The 20,554-nt window shown below is 38.4% G+C and carries 8 protein-coding genes; 3 read left to right on the forward strand and 5 right to left on the reverse strand.

What is annotated here, in order from left to right:
- Nucleotides 1-91 precede the first annotated feature (91 nt).
- Nucleotides 92-1,906 (forward strand): hypothetical protein, encoded by a 1,815-nt coding sequence (locus tag ACI7T6_RS02860; protein WP_404666084.1) that lies wholly within the window; start codon nucleotides 92-94, stop codon nucleotides 1,904-1,906.
- 218 nt (nucleotides 1,907-2,124) lie between these two features.
- Here ACI7T6_RS02860 and ACI7T6_RS02865 read toward each other — a convergent pair whose 3' ends face one another.
- The 4 genes from ACI7T6_RS02865 to ACI7T6_RS02880 form a co-directional block, all read right to left on the reverse strand.
- Nucleotides 2,125-2,271 carry a DUF4116 domain-containing protein gene (locus tag ACI7T6_RS02865; RefSeq protein ID WP_404666125.1) on the reverse strand — a complete coding sequence of 49 codons (147 nt, stop codon included), beginning with the start codon at nucleotides 2,269-2,271 and terminating at the stop codon, nucleotides 2,125-2,127.
- 51 nt (nucleotides 2,272-2,322) lie between these two features.
- On the reverse strand, nucleotides 2,323-4,818 hold the full coding sequence (locus ACI7T6_RS02870) for a DUF294 nucleotidyltransferase-like domain-containing protein (protein ID WP_404666085.1): 2,496 nt from the start codon (nucleotides 4,816-4,818) through the stop codon (nucleotides 2,323-2,325).
- A 345-nt stretch (nucleotides 4,819-5,163) separates the two neighbouring features.
- Nucleotides 5,164-8,439, reverse strand: a complete 3,276-nt coding sequence (locus ACI7T6_RS02875) for a DUF4116 domain-containing protein (protein WP_404666086.1) — start codon at nucleotides 8,437-8,439, stop codon at nucleotides 5,164-5,166.
- A gap of 212 nt (nucleotides 8,440-8,651) precedes the next feature.
- Nucleotides 8,652-11,330 (reverse strand): protein kinase domain-containing protein, encoded by a 2,679-nt coding sequence (locus tag ACI7T6_RS02880; protein WP_404666087.1) that lies wholly within the window; start codon nucleotides 11,328-11,330, stop codon nucleotides 8,652-8,654.
- 45 nt (nucleotides 11,331-11,375) lie between these two features.
- Between ACI7T6_RS02880 and trpS the strand changes: the two genes are divergently transcribed.
- Both trpS and ACI7T6_RS02890 read left to right on the forward strand, forming a co-directional pair.
- Entirely contained in the window at nucleotides 11,376-12,374 is a 999-nt protein-coding gene (gene trpS / locus ACI7T6_RS02885; RefSeq protein ID WP_404666088.1) for a tryptophan--tRNA ligase, read from the forward strand.
- 335 nt (nucleotides 12,375-12,709) lie between these two features.
- On the forward strand, nucleotides 12,710-14,767 hold the full coding sequence (locus ACI7T6_RS02890) for an NEL-type E3 ubiquitin ligase domain-containing protein (protein ID WP_404666089.1): 2,058 nt from the start codon (nucleotides 12,710-12,712) through the stop codon (nucleotides 14,765-14,767).
- A gap of 170 nt (nucleotides 14,768-14,937) precedes the next feature.
- Here the strand turns inward: ACI7T6_RS02890 and uvrA are convergent, their stop codons facing one another.
- Nucleotides 14,938-20,448, reverse strand: a complete 5,511-nt coding sequence (gene uvrA / locus ACI7T6_RS02895; protein WP_404666090.1) for an excinuclease ABC subunit UvrA — start codon at nucleotides 20,446-20,448, stop codon at nucleotides 14,938-14,940.
- Nucleotides 20,449-20,554: the final 106 nt, after the last annotated feature.

Here is a 20,554-nt window from a genome sequence, read left to right on the forward strand (position 1 = left end):
AAACAGGATAGAGACGATTGTTTTAAAATTATTAATTATATTATAATAATATTTATAGAGATTTAATGATTTTATTAAATGAGGAGTTTATATGGTTTTAAATCAAATATATAATAATAGTATTATTGATAAAACAAAACAATGGCTCTTTGCTCCTCAAGAGACAAAAACTCCTTCAAAGGGGGTACTATCTCGGATCAGTCATACCACTCAAAAAATCAAGGGAATGGCTTCTTCCTATGGTCATAGAGCGCTTCAGTCAGGCGCTATTTTACAGTTAGCAGAGTCTACTATTAATACCTGCTTTCCTCAGCTAACTGTCGCGTATTCTCTAGCCTCTACAGCTGTTGGTTTAATCAGTCAAGATCCTCAAACAGAAGAACCTAAAAAAGAAGAAGAGAAAAAAATTTTAAAAATCAAAGGGAGGCTGTTAGTTGGCTGCATTGCTTTATCAGGAGTGGTTTCTCAAGCGCTCTCTTACGGCATTTTTGATGCCTCTTATGCACAGCCCCTCTTTACTTTAATGCTAGGGCATTTGGGATCTGTCATTATTACCACAAAAAATATCCCAGATAAAGTTTTTCTAGGAGGGAATAAGGGGGGGATCAAAGACTCTATTCTTTTCAGGGCCTTTCAACGTGAACTTTCTGCTTTATCTGTCAAAAGCTTAAACCATATTACGGGAATACAGGGAAATTTTTTATTTAATACCATTCTTCCTTATGCAGTTAAAAATTACATGTTTTATATAAATCCTTTTTTTAGCAAAGACAAGGGAGTGAATTATCAAGATGCGGGTGAAATCTTTAAACTTTACTACCCTGCTGCAACCTTATCTCATCAATTGCCCCCCTCTATTCAGCAATTTCCCCCTCTTAAAAAGCTCATTAGCTATGTTTTAGAAATAGGCATTGAGAAAAAAGTTGCGATGAACATCCTCACACGGCTCTTTAATGACTACTGTCTCTTACTTACAGAAAAACCTCTTCAGATGGCTATGGAAAAACTCAAACAGGCAGAAGGAGCTGAAAAGGAGAGGGCAAGTCATCAATTAGGCCTTTTGATTGAAAGTACGATCAATGCAAAATCTCAGTGGGCAGATAAGTTGTTATGGAGCCATATGAAATCTCATCTCCCTTCTTTAAAGAAAGAGGAGTTAGATGAGTGGATGCGAACTGTTTTACCTCAGCAAATCCACCCTAAAATGGTGATGGATCAAGATATTACAGTTCACTGCATCAATCATTTTATGGAATTTGCGATCCATCAAGTCCGAGGTAAGCTTTTTAATAAAGCATATCAAAATGAGCTCCAAGATGCAGAAATCCATCTCTTATATAAAAATTTAAATGGACTGCTTTTTATGAAGATGGGCCATGTTCCTTTTACAAGTGCGCTCATTGGCGGAGTTCTTTCTCTAACAAAAAATTTAATTTCTAAAGAAGTCACCAGGTTTTTAGATCTTAAGGAAACTTTATCTAAAGGAAACGAGCCTTTAAAAGAGTTAGAATCTCTCAAGGTGCACTCTTTTAAGCATGAAGAGAAGGGTGCTAGTGTTGCAAATACTTTTCTCACCCAGGTAACCAACTTTATGAAACGGCTTCGATTATCGATCCCCAAGAAAGAATGGCTAACATTGAGTTTTTATTCAGCAAAAATAAGAATGCTCTTAGCTAAAGGGGTATATTTAATGCATATCGTTCAATTCAAAATTAAAGAGCAGCTAGAAAAAATATTAGCCTCTCGTCTTATTAAGAAACAGCCATCTGAACGTGGTGAAAATGTCAAAGATCAAAGTGTAAAATCTCAAGAACTTTATAAGGAGAAAAGCGTTATAAAGGGCCGTTTAATGTCTATACAAGGAGAGAGCAGTATGCTGAAGAGATATTTAAAAAAAGATCTCTAATTCTTTAAACGTAGATGAAAAAATAAGAATCCTAAAAGTATTGAAGAGAAGGTTATTGAGAAAAAATAACCTTCTCTAAGAGAGGGGAAAAAACTAAAAATTTAAGCTGTCTTAAGCCCGTCATCTTAGATGTTAATTCTTTAATCATTCATTTCTGATATGCCCAGAATATGTTTATATTTATTGGATTTTTGCTCTGCAGCTACAGAAAATAATATTTAGCTTCCTTCAAATTTTTGTTTGATATAAAGCTGAGCCTGCTCATTGTTTTGTACGGCTTCAAAGATAAATTCTTGGTTATTTTGTAACGCCTTATTTGCATAACAAAGAGTCTTTCCTTTTTTCTGAATGGCTACCAGGATAATAGTTCAATTATTATTTAATTCTTAGCAGCATTAAAGCATTTTATAAAAATTTCAACTAAATACAGAATTTTGAAGATATTGCAAAAAGCCTTCCTTATTATTGATCAGCTGTTCAGCTAATGTTAAAAGAGCCTCTTTAGAATATTCAAACTCCTTTCCTAAAGACATGAGAGATAAAGATTCAAGCATATCAGACAGTTCAGAAGATAAGTTTGGAAGGTGCACATTATCAGCCCATTGAGCCACAGTTATCGGATTAAAGGGGGTTAAAAGAGCCTTCAATTCTTTGCCTAAACGTATCTGTATTTCTTGATTGGAACCGTCTTGATAGGGGACTGAGTAAAGAGGCTGTTTTTGTGTTAAAGGAAGAAGAGAGAGTTTAAGTAATAGTTGGATATAAAATGCCGAATTAGCTGAAAGCACTTCGAATTGAGCCGATTGCAAATCTCTTCGATTAAGCTGGATGCTTTTATTTTCACAAACTAAAAAAATAGTCTTTTTAAGATCCCAAGCAGAAAGGGTGAGGTCTACTGCTTGTGCAACTGAAAGCCCAAATTCTTCGTATAATTTAAGAGATATGCACTGTTTTTCTTGTAAAATAGCTTTCAGCGCGGCGTGAATGTGGTGGTTATTATTAACATGCATGGATAGCTTTTTTAAGGCTGCATTGATAGGATTTTTTTCTGCTAGTAAATTTTTAAGTGCAGTTTTAACTAAATCAACTTGGGAAAAAAGAGCAGTGAAATCTTGATTTTGCTCTTTTAAGGATTTCCTTTGAAAGGATTGCATTAGAAGAGAGTAGAGGGGCTTGATAATCAAACATTCAGAGCTCTCTAAAAGCCGTTTTTCTTCAGGAAGTAGAATATACCGATCTTCAGTTGCACATCCTGTTACATAGGCCTCTTCTTTTTGCTTTTGATAGTGAGTATGTAGCTTATTACGGATCTTATAAATCGCCGTAGAGAACTCTCGAAGAATTTTACAGCTCTCAGGCACAAAAACTTCTCTTTCTTGAAGGGCGTTGATAATTTCTTGTGTATTGCTATAAGGAATATCCCAGTAAAGAGCTATATCAGCTAAAAGCAGATTAAGAGGCTGGGCATAATTTTTTTTGAGATCTTTAACATCTTCAAGATATTTTAGTTGAAGATAGTCATCAACTCTTGCCTTAATAAATCGAAGAGCTTGAGCTTTGCCTAGAGCAATTTGGTCCTTTGAAACCTCTTTAAAAATCCCCCTTAAAGCATCGCTATATTGTTTAAATAGATCTTCCGTATTTGAAGATAGGCTGACTGAGAATAAAGCCATATGTTCAAAAGTAGCAGGATCACCTTGGGGAATTCGTTGAAGGTTTGCTAAAGCAGTAGGGGTTTTGATGCAGTTATCGCCAATATCTAAATGGAGCCCAGAAAGATTTTTTGCATTTGCACAGGTAAAAATAATTTGACTTTCTGAAGCTTCACTCTCTCCTAAAGAACAAATTTGTAGGTTAAGAAGATCAAACAGGAGTTTAAAATAGGATAAGCACTCTTCTTTCTCAATTAAAATCATCACTTCAAGATCAGAAAAGCGGCACATCTCTTCTCTTCCTGCAGATCCCATAGCGCGTAGATCGTAGCCACAAGGAGGCGGGCCCATAATAGTGAATAGATCAGAGAGAAATACATTAATTAAAGTTCTAAGTGCTAAGGTAATTTCTTTTGTAGAAACATTGTTTTCAAGAGCTATTTGATTAAATGTTTGCCGAAACAATTGCAAAGCTTGGAGGTACTTTTCAGTTGGGTACTCTTCTAGGGCTGTATTTACCAAAAGATTGTGCTGTGTTCTTGCAATCCCTTTTTGAATAGGAGAAAAGCAGATCTGAAATCTTTCCCGAGATTCTTCAGAACCTGCCAGGAAGGGATCAATAATGCCATTATAAAGAGTATTGATCAGCTTTAAGGTTTGTTTTCCCCAGTAAGGGGAGTGAGAGAGCAATTCAAGAGGCTCAATTTGATGAATAAGATCTTCAAATTTTTTGGTGTCACCAGACCGTTTTGCAAGATCAAGATGATCTGCTAAGTTATTCAATCTTCCTCGAAAGAGCGCTTGCATAAGTAGCTCTGATGCTCTCTCATGATGATCAGAGTGAGTTGAAATTTGGATTGCCTTAGCAAAATAGTATAAGGCTTCACGGTAAAGGGGAATTTTTTGAGAAAATACAGAAAAATGATTAGAAGCTAAGGCTTCATACCAATCTGTTAACTGAAGGGCCAAAAGCTTTTGTTCTTGATGTAGATGAGAGCTTACTTGACACAGTTTTCTTGCAATAGGAATAAAGGCTCTAACGTCGCTCTGCTCCATATGCGGTAGCAGTTGAGAAATATATCCATATGCTTTGACTAAATCGGGGATATTTTGAGTATCAGCAAGGACAAAGAGTAGATATTTAATAGCTTGCTTAGTGTCATCTTGATCAAGGGAGTTTTGAATGATGATAAAAGGGTCATTTTCAAGCAAGGGCTCAGAAGCTGCTATGGGACGCCCTAATGAAGAGATATGTGTCATATAAACCTACAAACTTTAGTTACTGAGTGTTAAGGGAAGTTTACGGGATAAGGATAAATCAATAAATTCATCTTATTTTAAGCCGTATTTAGCTCTTAGCAAGCTTAAAGGGTCGCATAAAAGCTTAAACTAGCTTAAATCATTGCCTAATGAGCATTCTTCTCCTTAAAAACTTTCCTTTTTTATAAAAAAATCTTCAATCAAAACAGATGTTTTTTGCAACATCTATTTTTAATACACATAAAAAACCTAATTTTTATGGTGTAGATCAAGAGCCCCCTGAGGTGGGGTACATTAGAAGGGAGCTTGATCTTAAATTGTCATTTCCGTGGCAAGTAAAAGCTGCTACATTCTTATTTCTTTCGCAATAAGAATGAGACCAGGATCTTTTTTTAATCGATCACTTGCATACTGAAGTGCTTGTCCATTTCTTGCTATAGCAGCAAGGACAACTTCTCTATTATTTTTAAGTTCCAGACTTGCATATTGAAGAGCTCGCCAGTTTTTCTCAATAGCCGCAAGAACTACTTCTTGATCATTTTTTAAAGAGTCTGTTGCAAATGCAAGTGCTTTGTTATGAATTTTAATCATAGATAAAATAAAAGATTTATTCCCGCGTAGCCGCTCCCTGCTATATTCATTTGTCCAGGCACTCTTTTTTGCTGCGCTTAAGACTTTGATTTGATTACTGTCAGTAAAATCCTCAATCGGTTGTTTCCCTTCAATTTCATAATGAAGAGGAAGTTTTTTCCAAAGTTTATAAATAGCATCTGCCACGAGAAGACGAATGATAAGAGTCTTATTAGATTGCTCAAGTAGCTTTTGCCCTTGTTTTACAAGATTTAAATAGTCTTGATGTGTTACGGAAGGGGTCTGAAAAAAATAGGAAGAGCTGCTTAATTTAAGATCTTTATAGGAGAGTATCTTCCAGCTGGGGACCAACTGAGAAAGGACTTCTTGATGGTTTTTTTGAAATGTGATGAACGAGTAAATGAGGGCAAGGGATAGAGGTTTATCAAAATGAGGGGGAAGATTTTCTTCTGAGATCTCTTGTGAAATGAGCGCATATAAGAGGGTTTCTCCAAGAGGAAACCGAGGCCTTATGGAAGAAAAATTGCGTTTTAATTGATTTGTAAGGAAAGTGACTCGTTCATCCCACTCTCTTTCTCCATAGACTGCCTTCACCCTATTAATTTGTTTTTCAAAAGATTCTTGTAAAGAGGAGATGGAATTTGAGGAGAGAAGGTGAGAGGAAAAAATCTCATCAAACTGAGCTTTCTTTTTAACTGTATTTTCGATGTCTTTTAAGTGAATCACAGCCTCACCTGCAGCTTTGATGCTTTGATATAGCTTTTTGGCTGTGCTTTCCATCAAGGCTTGGGCTGCATTATCTTGTGCGATTTGTTTAAATAAGGAAAAAATACCGTAGGGTATACCCAAGGGAGCAAGTAGAACAATTTTCATCCATTTCGAAAGACCTAACGCTTTTTTCGAGCCCTCTACTCGTTGATGATGCTCTTTTTGAAGCGATTCCCACGCCTCTTTAATTTTACTCTGGTCTGCATTGGGAGGAATTCCTTTGGATAAAGTGAGGATATAGCTTTTTAATGCAGCCCATTCATGGTTAGCATCTTGGCTCTGACGTAGTGTATAGTGTTCTTGGAGCTTGTTGATGAGGCCCTCTGTGACTAGAAGGCCCTCAATCACCTCGTTAATATATCCATCGATACATTCTGTAATCACTTCTTGGTCATATTTTCTAACAATAGCTGGGTCCATACTTTCTAAATGTAAGAATTCTCCAATTTCTGGATAAGATTCTACTAAGAGGGTATTGATTAAACTTGTTTCTAGAATACTTTGCTCAAAATCCTTAATTTTTTTTGAAAGTTCATCTTTAGAGATGTCCATAGAAAAAGAGTCCAAAGGAGGGGCAGAGTGATTTTTTTTAGCTGTAATGACGTTACTTAAGTCATTTATGAAAAGCGCTTCTAAAAGCTTTTCATCAGCAGCATCTAACTTGTTAGGGACTAAAGTAGGCATAGCTTTTTCTTGAGAGCTCAATCTCTGGATAATCAGCTGCAACTGCTTTTGATCTGTGAGGTCTTTAAGGGGAATTAGATTTTTTATCCCTGAATTTTTTTTAAAGGCCTCTTCTTTCTGCACAAGCTTTTCACTAAGCTTAGATTTTTCTTCTGTATTAGGAAGCATCTGATCAGAAGAGGAAAATTTTAATTCTTGAACTAGAAGCAATTGATTTTTGAGTTGAGCAATCTGATCTTGAATAGCAGGAACCATGTGTGCAAAAGGCTCTAAAGCTTGAATCTGCTGCTCTAAATTCTTCATTTCTTTGTTGGGAGAGGAAAGCTCTTCGCGTTGTTTTTTTTCAATGGCTTGGATGTTAATAAAATCCACATCTTTAGAATATTTTGTTAGTCCTAATAGGCAATTATCTAAGGTTCCCAGGATTCTTTCTAACCGTTTCCCTAAAAGATGCACATGTTCAAATCTAGATTCTGTATCCGTAATGGAGGCAAGGAGTAAAATTTTAGGGGAGTATTTCTTTGTTAAGCTTTTTAATGTTAGCTCAATGGCGAGCGAAATGACCTCTCCATGGGTATCTGCAAATCCAGGGAAGTCTACAAGGATAAAGTCTCCTCTAATAGAAATATTTGGAAAAAGGGTGCATGACATTTCCCCATCGCTTCCAATCAAATGCTCTTCGTCCGTAGAGGATTGATAAGCATTATCTTGGAGTATCATCTGATCTCCTCGTAAATAACAAAGAGTGGTTGACTTCCCAGATCCCGTATCTCCCAGGAGAAAGATAATATCACTATTTTCTTGAGTTATTGCCTTCTCTACTTTAACAAGGGCGGTTTTTCTAAACTCTAAGATGATACTAGCAAAGGAGGCAAAGGAGAGATTTTTAATTGCAGCTGATCTCTTTTCTTTAGTGTTAAGCGCTTTCATTGCAATCAGATGGTCATAGAGGTTAAAAAAACCTTCATGAAGAATCTCTTCAAGATAAAGAGGGTAAATAGCAGGGTTTTGCTCTCTTAGCCGCTTTAAATGTGTAAGCTTTTCCTCTTTCTTTTGATGCTCAGAAAATTGATCTCTTTTAATCTGCAATATAGCTGCAATGTCCGTAGAATAATTTTTTCCTAGAAGAGCTTGAACATCAGCTTCAAATGCATCCTGTGACTTACAAAAGGGAAGGTGTGTGGCTATCTCCTTCATCTTTTCTCCAGTCAAGTTCATGGGATTAAAGAGGGCCTTAAACACTTGATTGATAGGAGATACTGGAAAACGTTGCAGATGGTAGAAAGCAATAAGCTCTTCAGCTAAAGCATTATGGCGCATTTTCTCAATCTTTTGAGCAAGTTTAAGTAAGATCGTATGCGAGTTTTGATCAGGAACCGTATCTACTTCTTTTTCTAACTGCTCAAGTGCTTGGTATGCTTGATTAATATGGGTAACATCGTGATAACAGAGGGTCTTTTTTTGCAGAATATCTTCAATAAGCTTTACCCCTGCTTCAATAGTATCAAAAGAAGAAGAGAAGTTTCCTTGTAGGCTACAATATTCACGGTGTGAGAAAGGAGGGAATGTTGGATTCATACTATTGCTCCTTGAAGCGTTATTATTTGCTTGGATGGTACCTTTATTTGTTTTAATGTGTCAATAAGCTCTTTGAAAATGAGCTGTAAAAAATATTGATTTTTTTTATTTATACGATTTTTAAAGAATCATAATTTTCTTGATAAAAAGATCATCTAAAAAATGCATATCAAAAAAATCCACTTAAAAAGATGATACTTAATACACAGTGTTTAGTCATTTGCATGCGCCGTTTTTAAAACCTTCAGCTCTTCTTGAAGAAGAGGAATTTGATCATCAAGCTCTAAACAGTAGGCAAGGAGGAGCCTTTGCCTTGTAAGAGAAATTTTCTCCCATAAAAAAGCATCTTTACCCCACTTTCCCTGTACATCAATTTTCCCCAGCATCAGATGGGGTAAAAGAGCTGTATAAGGAGGGTAGGAGAGTTGGTGGATGACACTAAAATGCGCTTTTGCAATCTCTTCTCCTTCAACTGCCCATAAATAACAACCAAAAAGGGTAAAAATAGGAGTTGTTTCCGTTGTCTTTTTCTCTAAAGAAAACGTTTCAAAGATTTTTCCCGCTTCAGAAAATCTCCTTTGGGCAAGAAGAGCTCTAAGCTCAAAGTAAGGATTTGAGCTGTAGTCTAAGAGGAGGTCTAAATTTCCTTGATCAAACTGGGCACAAAATAAAAAATCTAAGAGGTGAGCACTCTGTACAGCTTGCGGTAAGGGAAGAACACCTTTTGTCACATAGTCAATGGCGCAAACAATAGCAGGGTACTCTAGGAATTTTGGATGAGAGGAAATCCTATCAAATTCTCCTAGCTCAAGGAGTGCAAAAAAACCAGGCTCTACTTGATGATCCTGCTCCATGATTTCAATAATTTTTAAAGAATTCCCTAATAAGAAGGCAAGCTGTAAAGCGGAAATAGGGGATAAAAAGTAGGGAAGCTTTTCCCACTCTTTTTGAATGGAAAGAAGAATTTGATGGTGATCGGGATTGGAAAAAATCTGCGGTATTTGTCTTAGGGCAAGAAGAGCTAAATGGTAAGCTGCAACGCGTTGACGAGAAGACGCTTCATGAAGTCTAAAGGCAACATGCTCAACAATCCTAGGAAGAAGAGGGCTATTTGCATACCGCCTTAAAGCAAGCTCTAGACATTTACTCTCCTCTTCCCATTCCCCAAGAGCTTCATAAACAAGAGATTTTCCCAGAAACTCAAAAGGAGCAAGAGATGTTGATCTTAACCTGCTAAATTGATCTAACGCGTGATTTAAGAGCGCATCTTTTTCTAAAGGAAAATCTAGCGCCTTTTGAATTAAGGTCACTCCCGCTTTATAAGTGGCTTCTCTCCCTTCTACTCTTCCAGCAAACGAGAGCTCAATTTTTTTATACTCTTTTAACGCTTTATCATACTCTTTATACATCATAAATGTATCAGGAATCGCTAAACAGCTCACTCTTGCATTTTGACTCCCCGTTGAGATTTTAACTGGGCCAAGAGCCAGATGTGTATCTCTTCTTAAAAGCCCGATGTTAGTCCCTAAGAGAGGAGAGGGGAGGTGGTAGTCTAAAGAGAGAGCATCATTAATATATAATTTAATAAAATGGTCATTCTTTTCAATCGATAGGGTATAAGAGGTGTGTAAAGAAAGAGGAGGAGAAGGGAGTGTTAAAATATTGATATTATTTCGAAATAAACGAATACCTGGATGCGAGGGGGACCCAATCCAAAGCTGATATCCTTCCATGAGATCTTTACGCTCCTTAGGAGAGGGGAGCCCAACAAGAATGCCGATTCCTTGAGCCTCTTCTTCAAAAGAGACGGTGGTCTCAAGTTTGATATTTCCATGAAAAGAGGCTTTAGAAATCATGAGATTGACCCATTCCATTTCTGCATCTTGAGAAATAGCCATGAATTTAGCAAGTAAGATAAGCTCTTGAAATTCCCAATCTTCTTTACAATCCATAGAGAGCTCTCGTTTCAGCGTCCAATCAGGTCTTCCTTCAATAAACGCTTCAATATCTGTGATCAAATCATTCACACAGCTATAACGAGATTCGGGATGAGTGTTTAAAGCTTTGAGAACGATAGTACTTAAAGTGACAGGAATATCTCGGTCAGGTGCAAATTCAAGGGGATTAGGGACTTTTTCAAATTTCCACCGTTTTTGAAACAGCTCTAAATTTCCTCTCTTAAAGGGAGGCTTAAGCGTTAAAATTTGAAATAAGATGACCCCAAGCGCATATAAGTCTGTTTGCTCATTTGCAGGATTTCCAAGCGCTCTTTCAGGAGTGAGATAAGCAAGCGTACCGACAACTTTCCCCGGCCTTGTTAAAAAGCTAGAAGGGACGGTATCTGCAGGAACCGATTTAAGATCATCAAGATCTCCAATCACTTCAGCAAGACCCCAATCTAAAATGACCACTTCTCCAAACTTTCCAATAATAATGTTTTCTGGCTTAAGGTCTCTATGAAGAATTTTTTTTGAGTGCGCATACGCAACAGCTTGGCAGATCGTGAGGAAAATACGGATGAGATAAGATATAGATCCTTTATGTTCTGATCCTTTTGCCTCTTTAAGGATGTCTTTTAAGGTAAGCCCTTTAATGTAGGGCATCGTATAAAAGCTGTTACTCGGTTCATCGGAGATCGAAAAAATGGAGACTATGGTGGGATGGGAGAGTCTAGCTGCAATTCTTGCTTCTCTTAAGAAACGTCTTCGAATGGAGGGAAACTTTTGGAGTTCAGAGCGGATCCGTTTTAAGGCTACCATCCGTTTACACTGCACATCTTCGGCAAGGAAAACTTCTCCCATGCCGCCTTTTCCTAACGACCGAATTAAGGTGTAATCGCCTAGTTTTTGAGGGAAATCTAAAGAGGGTGATTGCTTTTGTTGTTCATTCATTGCTTGAAATATACCGATTTGGCAAGATTAAAGAGTAGCATAGATATGAAAAAACAGATAATTCTTACGGGCGATCGCCCAACAGGCCCTCTTCACCTAGGGCATTACGTGGGATCTTTAAAAAATAGAGTCGCACTGCAAAAAGATATGACGCAGTTTGTGATGTTAGCAGATGTACAAGCAATGACAGATAATGCAGATAATCCCATGAAGGTAAGACACAACGTCTTTGAAGTGGCTCTTGATTATTTAGCAGTCGGGATTAACCCCTATGAAAGCACCATCTTGATTCAATCTCAGATTCCAGAACTTTTTGAGCTCACTCTTTACTATTTAAATCTTGTGACATGGAATCGTTTAAAGCATAACCCAACAGTTAAGCAAGAAATCATGCAAAAAGGGTACAAAGAGAGCGTTCCTGCTGGGTTCATGGTGTATCCTGTCTCTCAAGCAGCAGATATTACAGCGTTTAAGGCAACAGTTGTGCCTGTTGGAGAAGATCAAAGACCGATGATTGAACAAACCAATGAAATTGTAAGAAGCTTTAACCGCACCTATAAAACAGATGTGCTTGTTGAAGCTGAGGCCCTCATTCCTAAAATTGCAAGACTCTCAGGTATTGATGGAAAAGCGAAAATGAGTAAGTCGCTAGGTAATGCCATTTTTCTTTCTGATTCACCAGATGTAGTCTTAAAAAAAGTGAAATCGATGTACACTGATCCTAACCATTTAAGAGTAGAAGATCCAGGCCGTGTTGAAGGAAATCCCGTCTTTGAATATTTAGATGCTTTTTGCCCTGATAGCTTGCATGTAGAGCGTTTAAAAGAGCACTATGCAAGAGGGGGTCTTGGAGACTCTACTGTGAAAAAAGATCTTTGTGATGTGATTCAAGCCTTTTTAGATCCGATTAGAGATAGACGTAAGAGTTTTGCTCAAGATCCAGAAGCGGTATGGTCTATATTAAAAGAGGGGACACTAAAAGCTAGAGAAACGGCTAGTCAAACGCTTTTAGAAGTAAAAGAGGCGCTCTGCCTTAACTACTAGAGCTTTTAATTAATTTTTTTTTGATCCGCAGGCACTCTATTATGACGGATTATCCGTGATCAGTAGAATGATTCAAGGGGTAAATCAATGGTATTGAATAAAACCCCTTAACTGCTAAAAAATATTTGCCCTATTGATGGAGGGTGAATATTATTTTATTAATAGACATGGGTGATTTAGAAAATCTTTATTTATCCGCATGCTAATGAAAAATCCAGCTGATTTTTCTTAAAATAAGAATCTCCTTCATATAAGTAGTATTTTTAAAATAGAATGGAACTCCTTGTGTGTCATAAAAAATGCCTATCTATTAAAATTGATTGCAGGGGGATTGCATGAATATCTCAATATCTAATCCATCACACGCTTCAACTTCTTACTTAGAGCCTAGAGGTGATCGTCAGATCTTTTTAGCAGAAGAGTTAAACCAGTTAACCTCTCTAGATATCTTACAGAATAAAATTTTAATCCAAGGGAATGTAGAAGTTAACTCTTCAAACATCTGCTCTTTTATCTTTTTAAGAGATAAAGAAGTTGAGATTGATGGGCTATTCACTTGCCAAAATCTTCCTTTTTCTCACTCCTTAAGTCAAGAAATCACAGATTGTGAAGAACAACCATTTTGCTTTTTACCTCATCAATTTAAAGTTAAAGGGAATGTGATTTTTTCTCATATTTCTGAACCTTTTTCTTTTCCTGAATTTTTTGAAATTGAAGGAAATTTCACCATTTCTTATTGCAAGGCGCTAAAGAGTTTACCTAGAGGACTTAAGGTTAAAGGCTCTTTAAATCTTTTTAGCTGTGAAAACTTGGCACATCTTTCAGAAGAGACTGAGATTGGAAATGAGCTGGACCTTTCTGATTGTGAAGCGCTCATCACTTTACCTAAACAGCTTAAAGTGGGAGGATCTTTTGATGTGTCTTACTGCACAGGGCTCACACATCTTCCTGAAGACCTAGAAGTTAAAAAAGATCTGCATGTCTCTAATTGCCCAGCTCTTAGAGCGTTATCTAAGGGGCTTAAAGTTAAAGGCTCTATTACACTCACTCATTGCCCAGCATTTACACATATTTTTGAAAATTTTGAAACTGAGGGGCACCTTAGCTTTTATGACTGTCCTGTTTTAACAACGCTCCCTAAAGGGCTTAAAGTAAAAAAAACTTTAGATCTTTCTTACTGTACAGAGCTAACACATCTTCCTGAAGATCTTGAAATAGGGGGCGATTTGATCCTTTCAAATTGCATAGGTTTGATGGCACTTCCTCACCAATTAAAGCTTGGGGGAGATTTAGGGTTAAGAGGGTGTTATAACCTCTCATTTTTACCCAGCTGGATTGCCACACTTGGTAGATGTGTCAATAGACGAATACGTGCCATTGATCTTACAGAAACTAGACTCTCTTCTACCCTTATTAACAGGCTACAAGAAGATACGAGGCATGTGGAAGGGATGCAGTTTTATTTTTCTGAAGCAGCGGGGGAAGAGTATACCGCTCACTTTGAAACTCTTTCTGAGGCTCTTGAATTTTGGCAGGAGCAAGCAGAAGATCCTCTATCTTTAGAGATTCAAAGCCTCTCTGATCAACTGCATCAAACACTTACATCCCTTCAAGATTATCAAAATCTTTTAAGATTTCTCACTCGCCTCACGAGAACTGCTGATTACTTGAACTTAACCACAAGAGTTCAGCTTGCAAGAAGGGTTCTTGAGCTGATTTTGGTTATGGCTAAAGATAACGAATTATGCAGTCACTACGCTTTTTTGATCCACCAAGGACTCTCTTCTTGTGATGACCGCATCATGGCAACTTTAGAAGAGATCAATCTTGATCAAAAACTCCGTACAATTGAGCATGAATCTGTAACTGCTGAAGAACTTAGAGATTTTGCAAAAGGTTTTTTCTTTCTTGAAGAGCTAAATAAAAAGATTAGAGAGCGCATCAAAACCTTACGTTTTGTCGATGAAGTGGAAGTGTATATGGCTTTTCATATCAAGCTGCAACATCTATTAAATCTTCCTCTTGATACAAAGGAGATGATTTTTAGACGGTGTGTAGCTATTACCGATGAGGAAATTGAGAACACTGGAAAAGAGGTTTTACAAACTTTAGAAGAGTCTCTCTTTGAGGCCTTTTTAGCAAATTGGGATCCTTGGAAACGGTATCAAAGAAAAATCTCTGTTATCCCTTGGCAGCTTTTACCTATTGTAGATAGGCAGTTATTATCAGAAGATATATGTCCTTACCTTCAAGATGTTCCAACCTACCCCGTCCTTTATAAAAGTGTAGTGTATGATTATGATGCATTCATCCGAAGATATATTGAAGAGGGTGTGGACTTACATAGAGAAAAAGTTCAGATTGATCAACTTTTTCGTCTAAACACTTGGTGACATTTCTTTTAAAATGAGATAAGCCGTTTTAATGTGTGAGTGTTTAAGGCTGTACACTAAGAAATTAAGATCTTTTTACGATTAAATCTTCAGGAAGATGGGTTGGTCTAGTACAGCGAAGGAGGTCAAAAGACCTCCTCATCTTAAGCTCATAAAATAGATTTCTATCTTTACAAATACATCCCTGTTACAGAATGAGGATTTTCTTTCACCTCTTCTGGTGTTCCTTCTGCAATGAGATACCCTCCCTTTTCTCCAGCTTCAGGTCCTAAGTCAAAGATGTAGTCACTATTGCGGATCATTTCAATATTATGCTCAATAATAACAAGGGTGTTGCCTTGATCTGCAAGCTGATGAAAGATTTTTAAGAGCTTATTAATATCATCACTATGAAGACCAATCGTTGGTTCATCAAGAAGATAGAGCGTTTTTCCAGCAGCTTTACGGGAAAGCTCTTTAGAGAGCCTTAACCGCTGCGCCTCTCCGCCTGATAGTGTTGCAACCTCTTGTCCTAGCTGTAAATACCCCAGCCCTACGGCAAGAAGCGTATCTAAAATTTTCACAATTTTAGGGAATGCATCAAAGAAGGGTCTAGCTTCTAGTACAGTCATTTTAAAGATTTGACCGAGATTTTTTCCTTTGTACTCAACGGTTAACGAGAGGGGATTTAGACGAAGTCCATGACACGCTTCACACTCAACTTTTACAGCAGGGAGAAATTGGAGCTGGATGAGTCTTGTTCCATGCCCTTTACAGGTAGAACACATCCCTCTCGGGTGATTAAAGCTAAAGCATTTAGGTTCAAGCCCTTTGATGATTGCCTCAGGAAGCGACGCAAATAGATATCTTAAGGGGGTTAAAAGATCTGAATAGGTCGAGACATCTGAGCGGCTGGTTTGTCCTAGAGGATTTTGATCTAGAACAATCAGTTGATTCCAAGGGGTCTCTTTAATATTTCTTTCTACAGCAGGCTTTAAGATTTGATGCAGTAAGCTGGATTTTCCGCTTCCTGAAACACCTGTTAAAGAGGTGATGATTCCCACGGGAATATTCACCGTAAAGTTTTTCAAATTGTGCACCTGGCAATCTGGAAGGGGGAAATACGAAGACGCTTTTCTCCGTTTTGTGGGAGTTATCACTTGAAGCCTTCCACTGAGGTAATTTCCTGTTAAAGACTCTTCATTAGCTAAGATCTCATCAAGAGTTCCTCTTGCGATAATCGCCCCTCCTTCATTTCCAGCTTTAGGTCCAAAATCTAAGATATAATCGGCAACTTTGAGGGTTAAAGGGTCGTGTTCCACCAAAAGAAGAGTATTTCCCATGTTTTTAAGCGTTAAAAGCGCCTCATTAAGCTTAATGTTATCTTTGGGGTGAAGACCAATCGTTGGCTCATCAAGGACGTAAAGACACCCTGTCAGACCGCTTCCTAGCTGTCTTGAAAGCCGGATTCTTTGTGTCTCTCCTCCAGATAACGTAGGAGCGCTTCTTTCAAGGGATAAGTAGCCAAGCCCAATGGAGGCTAAAAAGGAGAGCCTGCTTTCTAACTGGGAAAACGTTTCTTTAAGGTAAGGAGGAATGGTCCAAGACCTCAGTTCTTCTAACGCCTTAGAGACGGGGAGTTTACAAAATCCTGCAAGAGTGATCTCTCCAATTTTAACATGGCGAGCTAGAGGATGAAGCCTACTTCCTTCACAGCTTAAACAGGTACTTTGAGTGAGAAGAGAGGCAAAAGCGTCTCTATAGTCAGATCTTAACTTGGCCGCTTTTCCAAGAACGTGACTGAGCCCTTGCCAATGCATATCCCCGTAGTGCATAGGGCCATAGAAAAGAAGCTGAAGGTGAGAAGGGGGCTGCTTTTTAAGAGGAAGCTTAGGATCAATGCCAAAGTCACGTAACATCTCTTTAACAAGATTAAAAGCTGCTCTAGAGGCTAACCCTTTCCATAAAAGCTCACAAAGCTCTAAAGGAGAGAGCGCTAAGAGCTCTTTTTGTCCCCAGAGATCAATCCCAAATTGAAACCCAATTCCTAGACAATCTGGGCACATTCCGCTTTCTGTATTAAAGGAAAATGTGTGCGGTGTGATCGAAGGGTAAGATTCTCCTGTTGTGGGATCTGAAAACGCAAGGTTAAAGAAGAGATCTTGAGATCCTGTATCAACGGTGATAATGCCTTTGGAAAAATGCACGGCGTGTTCAATCGCTTCTAAGAGCCTAGATTCAGAATCTTTGGATAAAACGCACCTATCAATCACAAGATAGAGTTCGTTTTTTCTTGAATTATCAAAGGGGATCTCTTGATCCAGTTCATAATAGGAGCCATTTAGCCGAATGCGTAAGTATCCACTAGATTGAAGCTTAGATAAGAGTTCTTTAAACGGCTCTAGCGGTTTAAGCTTAACAGGGGATAAGATGTAGAGCTTACTTTGAAGGGGAAGCTCTAGTAATTTATTCACAACAAATCGAATGGTAATAGCTTCTAGTTTCACTCCCGTTGTTGGGGAATAGGCTGTCCCTAGATAAGCAAAAAGAATCCTTAAAAAATCATAAGCCTCTGTCATCGTTCCCACGGTACTACGGGGATTTCCTGCATGGCTTTTTTGTTCAATAGCAATGGCAGGAGATAGTCCATCAATGCGGTCTACTTTAGGTTTTGACATCTGCTGAATGAATTGTCTAGAAAAGGGAGGCATCGATTCAACATACCGTCTTTGCCCTTCTGCATAGACTGTCTCAAAGGCAAAAGAGCTTTTTCCTGAACCTGAAGGGCCTGTACAGACCGTGATTTTTCCTCTGGGGATTAAAGCAGAGACCGATTTTAAGTTATTTTGAGACGCTCCTTCAACAACGATATGCTCAACAGCTTTAACAGGCGTCTCTACTTTGGGAGTGAGTGTAAAGGTTTGCCGAAGCGCCTCTGCTGTCGCAGTCTCTTTTTTCATGATCTGCTCAGGCGTCCCTTCAGCAACTAGATACCCTCCTAAAGCTCCTCCTTCTGGCCCCATTTCAATGATCCAATCGGTTGCCTTAATCAAATCCATATTGTGTTCAATCACAATGACGGTATTTCCTTTATCAACAAGCGATTGTAAAATTTCAACTAGCTTTTCAATGTCATAAAAGTGAAGACCTGTTGTGGGTTCATCTAACACATAAATCGTTTTTCCTGTTGAGGCTCTAGAGAGTTCTTTGGCAAGTTTAATTCTTTGCGCTTCTCCGCCTGATAAAGTAGGAGACGGCTGCCCCACTTTCAGGTAGTTAAGCCCCACTTGCATAAGTGTTTGGAGTTTAACTTTAATAGAGGGGATAGAGTCAAAGAATACAGACGCCTCTTCTATGGTCATTTCTAAAACATCGTGAATATTTTTTCCCTTAAAGGTGACAGCTAATGTTTTTTCATCAAACCGTTTACCTTCACAGTGAATACACGTTGTCCACGCGTCTTCTAAGAAGTCCATGTCAATTTTCACCATGCCCATACCTGTGCAATGAGGACACGACCCTTCCTTCACGTTAAAACTGAACCTTCCGGGTTTATATCCAAGAGAAAGACTCTCAGGAAGCTGGCTAAAGAGATCTCTAATCTCATCAAATAGCTTCACATATGTGGCTGGATTGGATCTGGGTGTTTTTCCAATTGGGGTTTGATCAATGCCTATGATTTTATCTACCTTTTCAATCCCTTGAATAGCTTTGTGAGCTCCAACAGGGAGCTTAGCACTATGCAATTGGTTAGAAAGAGCAGGACATAAAATATCAGAAATTAAAGATGATTTACCCGATCCTGAAACCCCGGTAATAGACACAAAAAGGCCAAGAGGAATTTTAACATCTACGTTTTTTAAATTGTGGTGAGAAGCCTTTTGAATAAATAGCGCCTCTTCTGTTTTTTTCCTCCGTTTTTTGGGGATAGGAATACCTCTTCTTCCTGTTAAGTAGTCAGCTGTAAGAGACTCTTTACACTCAAGGAGCCCTTTTACATCTCCTGCATAAACGACATTTCCGCCCTGACTTCCTGCAAAAGGGCCAATATCGACAACCGTATCTGCTGCAAAGACAGTTTCTGCATCGTGTTCTACCACAATCACTGTATTGCCTTGATCCCGTAAAGCCCGTAAAGAGGTGAGAAGGCGGTGATTATCGATCGGGTGAAGACCAATTGAGGGCTCATCTAGAACATAGGTTGTATTGACAAGTCCTGATCCAATTTGCGAGGCAAGACGAACACGCTGAGCCTCTCCTCCAGATAGTGTAGGGGATATACGGTCTAAGGTGAGATAGTGGAGTCCAACACCTTGTAAAAAGGTAAGTCTTCTTTCAATTTCTTTAAGCACTTCTTCTGAAATAAGAGTTTTTGGAACAGCTTGAAAGAAGGTGACAGCTTCTGCAATCGAAAGCGCTGTCACCTCAGAAAGCGTTTTTCCTCCCACTTTAGCAACAGACGGATAAGGTTTAATCCGGCTTCCTTTACAAGATGGGCATAGTGCCTCATCCATGAGAAGCTCCATTTTTTGCCGGTATCCTTCGCTTTTAGCTGCTGTATACCGATCAAACGCTTCATGAATCACTCCTCTCCACTGCACATACTCAATCCAACGCGAGGACTTTTGCGGATGGGAAAACAGCATGCGGAGCCACTTGTCTTGTGTTCCATATAAGAAGATATCTTTTGCTTTTTCAGAGAGAGATTTCCAAGGCGTATTGAGATCAAATTTATACATCACAGCCAGGTTTTCATAGATATTACTAAAGCGGACTGTTTCAAATGAAGGGGCAATGGAGCAGCATCCTTGAGCAATAGAGAGCTGAGGATCAATGATTTTATCTAAAATAAATGTTTTGCAACTCCCTAATCCTTGGCAAGTAGGGCACATTCCTAACGGATGGTTAAACGAAAAATCGTGAGGCTCAAGGGGAGGGTAAGAAAGATTAGATTTTTTTGCATAGGCGTATTTGGAAAAAAAGATTTCTTGACCTGTTTCATGGTGAAGGACCGTGACAAGTCCATTTCCAAGATCCATTGCTTGAGATACGGCCTCTTTAAGACGGTCTGTATTAGGAAGCTCAATGCGATCAACGACAAGATCGATATCGTGGCTTTTGTGTTTATCTAAAGAGAGTTGATCGGTGAGTTCCGTGATTTTTCCATCAATACGAACCCGGGTAAACCCTTTCCGTTGAAGATCTAAAAACTCTTCTTTAAATTCTGCTTTTTTTCCTTTGGAAAAAGGAGCTAAAATAATGAGTTTTGATCCATCAGGGAACTGCAATAAGGCGTCAATAATTTGAGATAAACTTTGAGAAGAGACTGCCTCACCGCTCACTGGACAATAAGGTGTAGCTGTTCTTGCAAATAACACTCTTAGAAAATCATAAATGCCTGTCATGGTGGCCACAGTTGAACGGGGAGTTCTCCCTGAGGTTTTTTGCTCTACAGCAATGGTTGGAGAGATCCCTTCAATTTTTTCAGCATCGGGTTTAGGAAAGTCTCCTAAATGCCGCCTTGCGTAAGCAGATAAAGATTCAATGTATCTCCGTTGTCCTTCTGTATATATGGTATCAAAGGCAAGAGACGATTTTCCCGATCCAGAAACTCCTGTAAAAACAATGAGTTCAAACGGTTTAAGGGTGAGATCAACCGATTTAAGGTTGTGGACATTCACTTTCTTTAAAATAATTTCCATGTTTTACGCTCTAACAATTGAAGCCCTTAAAAAAGGGGGGATAAACAACAACAAATACGCATTTTTTTTTTGCAAACAGGTGAGATTATGGCTTAATGAATGAATT

This window comes from Rhabdochlamydiaceae symbiont of Dictyostelium giganteum, from assembly GCF_964291045.1.
Lineage (GTDB): Bacteria > Chlamydiota > Chlamydiia > Chlamydiales > Rhabdochlamydiaceae > PALSA-1444.

Coding starts and splice junctions, on each gene's coding strand:
- ACI7T6_RS02860 (WP_404666084.1), top strand. CDS start 92: ATGGTTTTAAATCAAATATATAATAATAGTATTATTGATAAAACAAAA.
- ACI7T6_RS02870 (WP_404666085.1), bottom strand. CDS start 4,818: ATGACACATATCTCTTCATTAGGGCGTCCCATAGCAGCTTCTGAGCCC.
- ACI7T6_RS02875 (WP_404666086.1), bottom strand. CDS start 8,439: ATGAATCCAACATTCCCTCCTTTCTCACACCGTGAATATTGTAGCCTA.
- ACI7T6_RS02880 (WP_404666087.1), bottom strand. CDS start 11,330: ATGAATGAACAACAAAAGCAATCACCCTCTTTAGATTTCCCTCAAAAA.
- trpS (WP_404666088.1), top strand. CDS start 11,376: ATGAAAAAACAGATAATTCTTACGGGCGATCGCCCAACAGGCCCTCTT.
- ACI7T6_RS02890 (WP_404666089.1), top strand. CDS start 12,710: ATGAATATCTCAATATCTAATCCATCACACGCTTCAACTTCTTACTTA.
- uvrA (WP_404666090.1), bottom strand. CDS start 20,448: ATGGAAATTATTTTAAAGAAAGTGAATGTCCACAACCTTAAATCGGTT.